Annotated in this window: 9 protein-coding genes, 1 tRNA gene and 1 pseudogene; 7 read left to right on the forward strand and 4 right to left on the reverse strand. The window is 67.9% G+C overall.

What is annotated here, in order from left to right; genetic code table 11:
• The first annotated feature begins 1 nt into the window (after position 1).
• The gene (locus tag Q7V45_RS09800; RefSeq protein ID WP_304850817.1) at positions 2-292 is read left to right on the forward strand and encodes a hypothetical protein; all 291 of its coding nucleotides are present in this window, start codon (positions 2-4) and stop codon (positions 290-292) included.
• Here the strand turns inward: Q7V45_RS09800 and Q7V45_RS09805 are convergent.
• Entirely contained in the window at positions 289-2,103 is a 1,815-nt protein-coding gene (locus Q7V45_RS09805; RefSeq protein WP_304850820.1) for an alpha/beta hydrolase, read from the reverse strand. The two genes, Q7V45_RS09800 and Q7V45_RS09805, sit on opposite strands and share 4 nt — an antisense overlap.
• A 197-nt stretch (positions 2,104-2,300) precedes the next feature.
• On the opposite strand from Q7V45_RS09805, the gene Q7V45_RS09810 reads away from it, so the two are divergent.
• The 6 genes from Q7V45_RS09810 (at position 2,301) to Q7V45_RS09835 (ending at position 9,180) form a co-directional block, all read left to right on the forward strand.
• Positions 2,301-3,560, forward strand: coding sequence for an OmpA family protein (locus tag Q7V45_RS09810; RefSeq protein WP_304850822.1), 1,260 nt, complete (start codon positions 2,301-2,303; stop codon positions 3,558-3,560).
• Positions 3,561-3,579: 19 nt separating this feature from the next.
• The gene (locus tag Q7V45_RS09815) at positions 3,580-4,836 is read left to right on the forward strand and encodes an LL-diaminopimelate aminotransferase (RefSeq protein ID WP_304850825.1); all 1,257 of its coding nucleotides are present in this window, start codon (positions 3,580-3,582) and stop codon (positions 4,834-4,836) included.
• 25 nt (positions 4,837-4,861) lie between these two features.
• Entirely contained in the window at positions 4,862-6,154 is a 1,293-nt protein-coding gene (locus Q7V45_RS09820) for a homoserine dehydrogenase (protein WP_304850828.1), read from the forward strand.
• 27 nt (positions 6,155-6,181) lie between these two features.
• Positions 6,182-7,180: a class II fructose-bisphosphatase gene (gene glpX, locus Q7V45_RS09825; protein WP_370692585.1), complete on the forward strand. Its 999-nt coding sequence runs from the start codon at positions 6,182-6,184 to the stop codon at positions 7,178-7,180.
• Between the two features lie 61 nt (positions 7,181-7,241).
• The gene (recJ, locus tag Q7V45_RS09830) at positions 7,242-9,062 is read left to right on the forward strand and encodes a single-stranded-DNA-specific exonuclease RecJ (RefSeq protein WP_304850835.1); all 1,821 of its coding nucleotides are present in this window, start codon (positions 7,242-7,244) and stop codon (positions 9,060-9,062) included.
• A 42-nt stretch (positions 9,063-9,104) separates the two neighbouring features.
• Positions 9,105-9,180 (forward strand) — tRNA-Glu (locus tag Q7V45_RS09835).
• Between the two features lie 96 nt (positions 9,181-9,276).
• Here Q7V45_RS09835 and Q7V45_RS09840 read toward each other — a convergent pair.
• The 3 genes and pseudogenes from Q7V45_RS09840 to Q7V45_RS09850 all read right to left on the reverse strand — a co-directional run.
• Positions 9,277-10,419: pseudogene (locus Q7V45_RS09840) on the reverse strand (acetate/propionate family kinase); the annotation flags it as partial.
• Positions 10,388-11,167: an enoyl-ACP reductase FabI gene (gene fabI, locus Q7V45_RS09845; protein WP_304850838.1), complete on the reverse strand. Its 780-nt coding sequence runs from the start codon at positions 11,165-11,167 to the stop codon at positions 10,388-10,390. The gene fabI and the pseudogene Q7V45_RS09840, both read right to left, overlap by 32 nt.
• 6 nt (positions 11,168-11,173) lie before the next feature.
• A complete protein-coding gene (locus Q7V45_RS09850) occupies positions 11,174-12,127 on the reverse strand; it encodes a phosphate acetyltransferase (RefSeq protein ID WP_304850841.1) in 954 nt (317 codons plus the stop codon).
• Between the last annotated feature and the right edge of the window lie 10 nt (positions 12,128-12,137).

Raw genomic sequence — 12,137 nt, forward strand, 5'->3', positions numbered from 1 at the left:
CATGCACAACCTTGTCTTACGATCGATCGCCGTCGCTGCAGCCGTGTTCACGACGCCGGTCGCCATTGCCGAAGAACTCCCGGCCGAGGCCCGCTGCGACCAGTTGATCGAGTATTTCGACTACTATGGTCAGAGCCGAGGCGAAGGCGTGACCGATGGGGCCCGAAACATGACCCGCATCGGCGCCCGCATCGATTGCGACGAGGGCAACTATGAGGCCGGGATCGCGACGATGGTGGCCCTGCTGATCTGCAAGAGGATGGGTCTTCCGGAGCCGGAGCAGGACGGCTAGGCTCCCGACCGCACCTTCACATAGCTGCCGGGCGCGTCCTCGATCGCCGGCAGCCCGGCGGTGCCGGGCACGCGGGCAGGAACCTTCGGACCCGAGAGGGCCGACAGCCACTTGTCCCAGTCGTTCCACCATGAGCCGGGGAACTCCTTGGCGCCGGCCTGCCATTCGGCGAGCGTCGGCGGGTTCTTGTCGGTCTCGTTCAGCCAGTGCTGGTACTTCTTGTTACGCGGCGGATTGACGACGCCGGCGATGTGGCCGGAGCCCGCGAGCATGAAGCGCACCGGCCCGCTGAACAGCTGGGTTGCCTTGTAGACCGAACGGACCGGCGCGATGTGGTCTTCCTTGCCGGCCTGGATGTAGACCGGAATCCGGATGTTGCGCAGGTCGATCGGCACATTGTCGAGAACGATGCCGCCCGGCTGACTGAGCAGGTTCTTCTGGTACATGTTGCGCAGGTAATAGCTGTGCATGGCCGCCGGCATGCGCGTGGCGTCGGCGTTCCAGAACAGGAGATCGAAGGGGAAGGGGTCCTTGCCCATCAGGTAGTTGTTCACGACGAACGACCAGATGAGATCGTTGGCGCGCAGCATGTTGAAGGTCGTCGCCATCTCGCTGCCTTCGAGATAGCCCTTCTTGCCCATCATCTCCTCGACGCTGGCGAGCTGGTCCTCGTCGATGAACACGCCCAGTTCGCCGGGCTCGCTGAAGTCGACCTGCGCGGTGAAGAAGGTGCAGGCCACGATGCGGTCATCGTTGCGGGCGGCCATGTAGGCCAGCGTCGCGGCCATCAGCGTGCCGCCGATGCAATAGCCGATCGCCGACGCCTTGCGCTGCCCGGTCGCCTTCTCGATGGCGTCGAGCGCAGCAAGCGGACCCTGGTTCATGTAATCCTCGAACACCATCTTCGAGAGACGCTCGTCGGGGTTGACCCAGGAGACGACGAACACCGTGTAGCCCTGCTCGGTCGCCCACTTGATGAACGAGTTCTCGGGCTTGAGATCGAGGATGTAGAACTTGTTGATCCACGGCGGCACGATCAGAAGCGGAACCTCGTAGACCTCTTCGGTCGACGGCGCGTACTGGATGAGCTGCATGATGTCGTTCTGGTAGACGACCTTGCCGGGCGTCGTGGCGACGTTTCCGCCGACCTTGAAGGCATCCATGTCGGTCTGGCGGATGAGGAGGTTGCCTTTGCCACGCTCCAGGTCTCCCAGGAGGTTCTGAAGGCCCTTCAGCAGGTTCTCGCCCTTGGACTCGACAGTGGCTTTCACCACCTGCGGGTTGGTCATGGCGAAGTTGGACGGCGACACCGCGTCGATGAACTGGCGCGTATAGAAGTCGACCTTGCGGGCGGTCTTGTCGTCGACGCCTTCGACCTCCTTGATGGTGCCCTGCAGCCACCGCGCCGTCAGCAGGTAGGACTGCTTCAGATAGTCGAAGACGACCTCGTCCTTCCAGGCCGGGTCGTTGAAGCGCTTGTCGCCGCGGGCGGGCTCGGCCACGGGCTCGACCGTCTGGCCCATCATGCGCTGGGCCGTGACCTGCCAGAGCTTCATGTACTGCTGCCACAACTCGACCTGGGCCTGCACCAGCCGGTTCGGATCGGCCAGCATCTTGGCCGTGAAGTCCATGAAGGTCTGGGTGAGGTGAAGCGGGTCGGCCGACTGCTGACCATCGGCCTGATAGCGTTGGGAAAAGTCCTGCAGCAGCTTCTGGCTGCGCGTCGCGATGTCCTTGAAGGCCTCCTGGAGCTTCTCGGACTCCTCCGGAGAGAGACCGCCAAGGGCTGCGGGGGCAGGACTATCGGACATGCGTTTCCCCTTCCGAATCATTGCCTTTGTGGCGTTTCTTGCGGTAAATTCAACGCCCCGGTACCATAGCTAGTGACGACCCGGGCCGCCACCTGCCTTTCATAGGTAGGCTGCGACAACTGACGGGTCAAATTTCCTCTCGGTCTCCGCTAAACAGGCGGAAATCGTGTTTCAAGCGTACACAGCGGGTGATGACGATGCAGCGACACCAGGACACGAATGGCAGCGGCCGCTGGCTCGGCCTGCTCGGCGTGTCTGCGCTCGCCCTTCTGGTCGGCTGCGACTGGATCGATGGCAGTTCGGCGCCCATCGGCCCGCCGCCGCGGCCCGGCGCGGAGAAGGGCATCCAGCCGTCCGCCAGTATTCCGCCGGGGCCCGTCAATCCGCAGTATGATGCCGGTGTGATCGGCGGCGACGACCGCGCCGCGCCGGCCATCGGGTCCGTCATCCCTCCCAAGGGTGGCCAGAAGGCGCAGCGCGAGGCCATCGAGAAGGAACAGGCGGAGCGCGACCGCAAGGATCGCGAAGCACGCCTCGAGCGGGAAGCCGCCGAAAAGGAAGAGAAGGCGAGGGAAAACCAGGAGGGGACGACTCCCGCGGTCGCCCCCGTCGGTGCGCCGCCGCCGGGTGCCGGAACGATCACGTCTGATCAGACGCCGGTGTCCGCTCCGGTCCCGCCACCGGCTCCCGTGACCAGCGCCCCCGTGGCGCCGCCGTCTGCGGCACCTGACCCGGCAGCGGCGCCGGCACCCGTCCCGGTGCCGGCCACACCCACACCTTCAGGCGATCCGAACAGGGCTTTCACGCCGCCGTCGGGTTGGACCCCGCCAGGGGCACCGGAGGGTTCCGTAACGACCGGGGCACCGCCGGCAAATCCTGAGTCCGCGCCTCCTGCAACGGCTCCGCAGCCTGCGCCGCCGGCGGACCCCAACAAGGCCTTCGCGCCGCAGCCGGGCTGGGCACCGCCGGGTCTCGACGTCGGCTCAGTCATGACGCTTGCGCCGTTGACGGTCGCGTTCACGGAACCCGCCGACGATGCATGCGCGGATCCGACGCCGGTCAAGGGCAACATCGCCAAGGCGCAGTCTGGAGAAGTGCCCTTCAGCGCCCTGAAGTCGCCGCCGTTCGACGGGTCGCTGCAGGTCGCGGTGATCCAGTTCGGACCGTCCTCGACAGGCCTGGACGGCGTGGACTCTGCGGTGCTTGCGCGCGTGGCGGAGATCCAGCGCGACAATGGCGGCATCGTCCGCATCGTGGCCCACGCCGCGCAGGACCGGGACAACCTCGATGTCTCGCGCCGTCGCGCACTGGCGATCGCCCAGGAATTGCGCCGGCTCGGCGTGCCGACCAGCCAGATGGTCGCGGAAACGGCTTCCGACGGGGAGCCGATCTACCAGACCAGTACCGCCCGCGGCCTCGCCGCCAACCGGCGCGTCGAAGTCTTCATGGACTTCTAGGCGTCGAAGGAAGAACGACATGGACGACTCTGAATTCCACCGCCTGAAGCGCCTGCCGCCCTACGTGTTCGCCGAAGTGAACGCGATGAAGGCGCGTGCCCGCGCCGCCGGCCAGGACGTCATCGACCTCGGCATGGGCAACCCCGACCTGCCGACCGCACCGCACATCGTTGCCAAGCTCGCCGAAGCGGCAGCCAACCCGCGCGCCCACGGCTACTCCGCCTCGCGCGGCATCCCGGGGCTCCGCAAGGCGCAGGCTGCCTATTATGAGCGCCGCTTCGGCGTCGAACTCGATCCCGAGAGCGAGATCATCGTCACGCTGGGCTCAAAGGAAGGACTGGCCAACCTCGCGCAGGCGATCACCTCGCCCGGGGACACGGTGCTGGTTCCCAATCCCAGCTATCCGATCCATCCCTACGGCTTCATCATCGCCGGCGGCTCCGTGCGGCACATTCCGGTGCCGGGCTCGACCTCGATCGAGGAGTTCCTGCCGGCGCTCGAGCGGGCGGTGCGCCATGCGGTGCCGAAGCCGCTGGCGCTGGTGCTGAACTATCCGTCGAACCCGACGGCCCAGGTCGTCGATCTCGACTTCTATGCGGCCATCGTCGATTTCTGCAAACGTCAGGGCATCTGGATCCTGTCCGACCTCGCCTATGCCGAGATCTACTTCGACGGCGTGCCGCCGCCGTCGGTGCTGCAGGTGCCGGGCGCGCGCGACATCGCCATCGAGTTCACCTCGATGAGCAAGACCTACTCGATGGCCGGCTGGCGCATGGGCTTCGCGGCGGGCAACAAGACGCTGATCCAGGCCCTGACCCGCATCAAGTCCTACCTCGACTACGGCGCCTTCACACCGATCCAGGTGGCGGCGACGGCGGCGCTGAACGGCCCGCAGGACTGCATCGTCGAGGCACGGAATACCTACAAGGAACGCCGCGACGTTCTGATCGAGGGGCTGAAAGGCGCGGGCTGGGACCTGCCGTCTCCGTCGGCCAGCATGTTTGCCTGGGCGCCGCTGCCCAAGGATTTCGTCGAGCTGGGTTCGCTGGCTTTTTCGAAGTTGCTGCTGACCCAGGCCAACGTGGCGCTGTCGCCGGGCATCGGCTTCGGCGAGCACGGCGATGCACATGTCCGCATCGCGCTCGTGGAGAACAAGCACCGCATCCGTCAGGCCGTCCGCAACATCCGGCAGGTGCTGGCCGATCCCGGTCGCTCCATCGACCTCTACCTGCGGGGCGTTGGGGACAATATCACACCGATCAAGGCTCGCGCCTGACCCCATCCTGTCGTATCAGGCGCCCATGAATTCTCCTCTCAGGATCGGCATCGCTGGCCTCGGCACCGTGGGTGCAGGCGTGGTGAAGCTGCTGGCCGAACATGGCCGGCTTCTCGCGTTGCGCGGCGGACGGCCCCTCAAGGTCGTCGCCGTCAGCGCCCGCAGCAAGGCAAAGAAACGCGATATCGACCTCACTGGCTTGCGCTGGGAGAAGGATCCGATGGCGCTGGCGACCGCACCCGACATCGACGTCGTCGTGGAGCTGATCGGCGGTTCGGGCGGCGTGGCGCGCCGGCTGGTCCAGAAGGCCCTGGCCTCGGGCAAGCACGTCGTGACCGCCAACAAGGCCCTGCTGGCGCTTCACGGCGCGGAGCTCGCCGCGGCGGCTGAAAAGAAGCAGCGCATCCTCGCCTTCGAGGCGGCGGTGGCTGGCGGCATCCCGATCATCAAGGCGCTGCGCGAGGGCCTCGTCGGCAATCGCGTGAAGCGGCTCTACGGCATCCTCAACGGCACCTGCAATTACATCCTCACGACCATGCGCGAGACCGGCCGCGACTTCGACGTCGTGCTGGCCGAGGCGCAGGCGGCGGGATACGCCGAGGCCGATCCCACGTTCGATGTCGACGGCATCGATGCCGCCCACAAGCTCGCGGTGCTGACCGGCGCGGCATTCGGCACACGGGTCGATTTCGCGGGCGTGCACGTGGAGGGCATCCGCCGCGTGACCTCGATGGACATCCAGTTCGCCCAGGAACTTGGCTATCGCATCAAGCTGCTGGGCCTGGCGCGCGAGACGCGCCATGGCATCGAGCAGCGCGTGCACCCCTGCATGGTGTCGCTCGACACGCCGATCGCCCACATCGAGGGCGTGTTCAACGCCGTCGTCGTCGAGGGCGATTTCGTCGGCACGACGATGTTCCAGGGGCGTGGCGCGGGGCAGGGGCCGACCGCCTCGGCGGTCGTCGCCGACCTGGTCGACGTGGCGCGCGGACGGCACATGCCGGCCTTCGTGGTGCCGGCCGAAAAGCTTGCGACCAAGAAGGCCTCGCCGATGGATCGCCATGTCGGCGCCTATTACATCCGCCTGATGGTGCAGGACCGGCCGGGCGTGATCGCCGCCGTGTCCGGGGCGCTGGCCAAGGAACGTATCTCTCTCGAATCGATGCTGCAGCGCGGACGCTCGGAGTCGGGCGAGGTGCCGGTGGTGCTGACCACCCACGAGACCGAGGAGGCTGCGATGCGGCGTGCTCTGGCGCGCATCGCCAGGCTCGGCGCCGTCGCCGAGGAGCCGTGCGTAATCAGGATCGAGGCGTTCTAGAGGGTGCCGGGAGGCGCCACGGAGGGAATGATGGCCGATAAGAAAGAACAGACCGGTAATATGGACCGCAACCTCGCCCTGGAAGCAGTGCGGGTAACCGAAGCGGCGGCGCTCGCGGCCTCGAAGCTGATGGGCCGGGGCGACGAGAAGATGGCCGACCAGGCCGCCGTCGATGCCATGCGCACCACGCTCAACTCGCTGGCCATCGAAGGCACGGTGGTGATCGGCGAAGGCGAGCGCGACGAGGCACCCATGCTCTACATCGGCGAGAAGGTGGGCAGTGGCGGTCCGAAGATCGACATCGCCCTGGATCCGCTCGAAGGCACGACCATCACCGCCAAGGGCCTGCCCAATTCGCTCGCCGTCATGGCGATGGCCGAGCATGGCGGGTTCCTCAACGCGCCCGACGTCTACATGGACAAGATCGCCGTCGGCGGCGGCCTGCCCGAGGGCATCGTCGATCTCGACAAGAGCGTGTCGCAAAATCTGAACGACCTCGCCAAGGTCAAGCAGGTCGACGTCAACGACCTCGTGGTCTGCATCCTCGACCGGCCGCGCCATTCCGAACTCATTGCCAAGGTCCGCGAGGCGGGCGCCCGCATCATGCTGATCGGCGACGGCGACGTATCGGGCGTGATCGCCACCTCGACCGGCGATTCCGGTATCGACATCTACATGGGCTCGGGCGGCGCGCCGGAAGGCGTGCTGGCGGCGGCGGCGCTGCGCGCCATCGGCGGCCAGATCCAGGGCCGGCTGTTGTTCCGCAACGACGACGAGAAGGCCCGCGCCAAGAAGTGGGGCATCACCGACCTCAACCGCAAGTACTCGATGACCGACATGGCCAAGGGCGACGTGATGTTCGCGGCCACGGGCGTCACCTCGGGGTCGATGCTGAAGGGCGTGCGCCGCTTCCACGACGGCGCCGAGACGCACTCGATCGTCATGCGCTCCAAGACCGGCACCGTGCGCTGGGTTTCGGCGCGCCACAATTACTCGGTGAAATCCGGCCTGCCGAGCTGGGCGTAAGCCCGGCTCCGTCGGCCGACGACCGGCGCGTGTCCACCGCGCCTTGGGTTAGGGTGGCCGCATGTCCGACGTTTCAAGAATCGAGCGCCCGGCCTTTCTGGGCGTCGAGCGCTCGCTGACGGGAAAGCGCTGGGCCACGCGGCTCGGCGATGAGCGCCAGGCTCTGGCCATCGCGCAGCGTCACGGGCTGCCCGACGCGATCTGCCGCCTGCTGGCGGCGCGCGACGTCGCCCTCGACGCGGTCGGCGATTTCCTCGAGCCGACCTTGCGCCGGTTCCTGCCCGACCCGTCGCACCTCAAGGACATGGACGCGGCGGTCGACCGCCTGGTGCACGCCGTGCAGACGGGCGAGCGCATCGTCGTGTTCGGCGACTATGACGTCGACGGCGCCACCTCGTCGGCGCTGCTGCTGCGGTTCTTCCGCGCCGTCGGCGGCGATATCGGCGTCTACATCCCGGACCGCCGCAAGGAGGGCTATGGCCCGAATGCCCCGGCGCTGCTGAAGATCCGGGAGGAGGGCGCCCGGGTCGTCGTCACGGTCGATTGCGGCATCACGGCCTTCGAGCCGCTGGCCGAGGCCAAGCGCGCCGGCCTCGACCTGATCGTGATCGACCACCACATGGCCGAGATCGCGCTGCCCGAGGCGGTCGCCGTGGTCGATCCCAACCGGCTGGACGACGAGAGCCCGCACAAGCATCTCGCCGCCGTCGGCGTCGCGTTTCTCCTCGCCGTCGGCGTCAACCGCGCGCTGCGCGAGGCCGGCTGGTACGGCGCGTCGCGGCCGGAGCCCGACCTGCGGCAGTGGCTGGATCTCGTGGCGCTGGGGACCGTGTGCGACGTCGTCCCGTTGCTGGGCGTCAATCGTGCCCTGGTGAAGGCCGGCCTCCAGGTGATGGCGCAGCGCCGCAATGCCGGGCTCACGGCGCTCGCCGACGTGGCGCGTCTCAAGGAGGCCCCGGAGGCCTATCACCTGGGGTTCCTGCTGGGACCGCGGGTCAATGCCGGTGGCCGCGTCGGCCAGGCCGATCTCGGCGCGCGACTCCTCTCCAGCGACGATCCGCACGAGGTCGGCGCGCTGGCCGTCCGGCTCGACGAGTTCAACGCCGAGCGCCGCGCCATCGAACGCGAGGTCCTCGACCAGGCGATCACGCGGATCGAAGGCCTGTACGGGCCGGACGCCAGGAGCCTGCCGTCGGCGCTGCTGGTCGAGAGCGAGGGCTGGCATGTCGGCGTGATCGGCATCGTGGCCAGCCGCCTGGTCGAGCGCTACGCGCGGCCGGTCTTCGTCATCGGCATGGACGGTGCGCTGGGCAAGGGGTCGGGCCGGTCGGTGCGCGGCGTCGATCTGGGCGCGGCCGTGATCGCGGCGCGACAGGCCGGGTTGCTGGTCAATGGCGGCGGCCACGCCATGGCGGCTGGCCTCACCGTGGCGCGTGATTCGCTGCCTGAACTGACGCGCTTCCTCGACGAGCGGATCGCGCCCCAGTTGGGTGCCGCGCCACCGGTCCGCGAACTGGGGATCGACGCTGCCCTGGGGCCGGCGGCCGCCACCGCGGAGCTGGTGTCGATGATCGAGCGTGCCGGGCCCTTCGGGGCCGGCAATGCGCAGCCCCGCTTCGCCCTCACCGGCGTCCGCGTGAGCTATGCCAAGCCGGTGGGCGAGGGCCATGTCCGCTGCACCCTGGTGGGGACCGAGCGCGGCCGGGTCGAGGCCATCGCCTTCCGGGCCGACCAGAGCGCCCTGGGGCCTGCCCTGATGGATTCCGCGCGGCCCGTGCTGCATGTCGCCGGATCGCTCAAAATCGACCGTTTCGGTGGCCGCGAGACGGTTCGCCTGCAGATCGACGACGCCGCCACCACCGCAGGCTCTGTGCTCGCTTGATTTCCGGCGTCCAAGCCGTTATCTCAGCCGCTCTTCGGCTTCGTTCCCTTCGTCTAGAGGCCTAGGACACTGCCCTTTCACGGCGGCGACACGGGTTCGAATCCCGTAGGGAACGCCACTCCGAAGTTCTGTCTCGCAAAGCGGCTCGCGTGTAGCGGGCGATCATGCGTTGTTCGTCGGTCGGCACGACCCAGGCCGAGACGGCCGATCCTTCCGCACTGATGCGACCCAGGCCGCCCGCGTTGAGGGCGGGATCGAGCGTCAGTCCCAGCCAGCCGCAACCGGCGGCGATTTCGGCCCGTGTGGCGGGATCGTGCTCGCCGATACCGGCCGTGAAGACGATGCCGTCGACGCCGCCCAGCGCGGCCGCCAACGATCCGATCTCGCGGACGATGCGGTAGACGAACAGGTCGATGGCCTCGCGCGCCTCCGGCGCGGCCGAGGCGCGGAGCGTGCGCATGTCGGACGAGATGCCCGAGACGCCCAGCAGGCCGGACTTGCGGTAGAGCAGGTCCTCGATGGCCTTCGCGTCGAAACCGCGCTCCTCCAGCAGGTACAGCAAGACGCCCGGATCGAGGGCGCCGGTGCGGGTCCCCATCATCAGCCCGTCGACCGCCGTGAAGCCCATGGTGCTGGCGACGCTCCGTCCGTCGCGGACGGCGCACAGGCTGGCGCCGTTGCCGAGATGTGCCACGATCAGCCGGGATCCGGCCAGAGCCGGCTCGATCTCCCGCAGGCGGCCCACGACATAGTCGTAGGACAGGCCGTGGAACCCGTAGCGCTTCACGCCCTCGGCGGTCAGCGCGCGCGGCAGGGCGAATTGCTGGGCCAGCGCCGGCTGGCTGCGATGGAAGGCGGTGTCGAAGCAGGCGATCTGCGGCAGGTCCGGGGCAGCTTCCAGGATCGCCGCGATGGGCGCGAGATTGTGCGGCTGGTGCAGCGGTGCCAGCGGCACGAGCTTCGCGAGTTCCGTCAGCACGGGTACGTCGACGCGGGTCGGCGCGGCATAGTCGGTGCCGCCGTGCACGACGCGATGGCCGAATGCCAGCACAGGCCGGCCCGCCAGCAGGTCGCGTCCCATCGCCATGATCTCGGCGGTGGCCGCGCGATGATCGAGCCTGCTGTCCGGCCAATCCCGCGCGGCGACGACGGTGCTGTCCGCCGTGTGCATCCGCAGGCGAGGGCGGGTGCCGAGGCCTTCGACCTGGCCGTGGAAGAGTTCCGTGCCGTCGTCGTGGGCGTCGTAGAGGGCGAACTTGATGCTCGAGGAGCCGGCGTTGAGCACGGCAATGCACCCGGTCTTGTCCATGTCCCGTCTCTCTCGCTCAGGCGACGATGTTTGCGCCGCCGTCGACATAGACGGTGCCTCCGGTCACGCGGTGCGCGTAGGGCGTGGCGAGATAGGCGCAGGTGTAGCCCACGTCCATGATGTCCACGAGCTCGCCCAGCGGCGCCTTGCGGGCCGCTTCGTTGAGCAGCAGCTCGAAATCCTTGAGGCCCGAGGCGGCGCGGGTCTTCAGCGGCCCGGGCGAGATCGCGTGGACACGAATGCGTTGCGGGCCCAGCTCGTAGGCGAGATAGCGGCAGGAGGCTTCGAGCGCGGCCTTCACCGGTCCCATGACGTTGTAGTTCGGCACAACCCGGTTGGCACCGTAGTAGCTCATGGCGAACATCGTGCCGCCGTCCTTCATCAGCGGGACGGCCAGGCGCGCCATGCGGATGAACGAGTGGCAGGAGATGTCCATGGCTCGGGCAAATCCCTCGGCCGAACAGTCGAGCAGGCCGCCCTGCAGATCGTTCATCGGGGCGAAGGCGATCGAATGGACCAGGATGTCGAGCTGGCCCCATTTCCGCTCGATCTGCTCGAACACGGCTTCGAGCTGGCCGGGTTCGGCGACGTTCAGCGCGGCCGTGATCGGCGCCTCGAGTTCGCGGGCGAGGGGTTCGACATGGGGGCGCGCCTTTTCATTGAGCCAGGTGACGGCGATGTCGGCGCCGGCTTCGCGGAAGGCCCTGGCGCAGCCGTAGGCGATGGATTGGTCGTTGGCGATGCCGACGACCAGCGCCTTCTTGCCGGCGAGGATGGGGCGAGTCTGTTCGGTCATGGGCCCTCAGGGGATTGCGGTTGCCGCGTTCGCGCGCCGCGCCGCGGCGACCAGGCAGGCCACCGCGCAGGAGGCCAGGCGCGTCGTCACCGAGTCGGCCCGGCTCGTCAGGATGATCGGCACGCGAGCGCCGAGGACGATGCCGGCAGCATCGGCGCCGGCCAGGAAGGTGAGGCTCTTGGCCAGCATGTTGCCGGCCTCGAGATCCGGCACGATCAGCACGTCGGCCCGGCCGGCCACGGGCGAGACGATGTTCTTGATCGCGGCGGCCTCGACGTTGATCGCATTGTCGAGCGCCAGCGGCCCGTCGAGGATTCCGCCCTTGATCTGGCCGCGCTCCGCCATCTTGCACAGTGCTGCGGCGTCGATCGTCGAGGCGACCTTCGCGTTGACGGTCTCCATCGCGCTCAGGATCGCGACCCGCGGTTCGGCGATGTCGAGCGCCTGGGCGAGGTCGATGGCGTTCTGGACGATGTCGACCTTGTCGTCCAGCGTCGGCGCGATGTTCACGGCGGCGTCGGAGATGATGAGCGCCTGGTCGTGGCCGGGGACGTCCATGACGAAGCAGTGGCTGATGCGGCGTGCGGTCCGGATCCCGTCCGTCCGCGAGACGACGGCGCCCATCAGCTCGTCGGTATGCAGGCTGCCTTTCATGAGCGCGTCGGCGCGCCCGCAGCGCACGAGCTCGACCGCCTTGGCGGCCGAATCGTGACTGTGCTTCGAGTTCACGATCTCGAACGCGCCGATATCGAGGGAAGCCGTGTGCGCGACATCGAGGATGCGCGCCGACGGTCCGACGAGAATGGGCTTCAGGAGACCATTGCTTGCGGCCAGCACGGCGCTCTCTAGGGAAACCGCATCGCAGGGATGGACGATGGCGGTGACCATCGGTGGATGCCTGCGGGCGACGGCGATCAGCCGGTCGTATTTGTCATGCGGCCGCGCCGTGGGTGCTGTCACGTAAAGATCC

The organism is Reyranella sp. (assembly GCF_030651995.1).
Taxonomy (GTDB): Bacteria; Pseudomonadota; Alphaproteobacteria; order Reyranellales; family Reyranellaceae; genus Reyranella.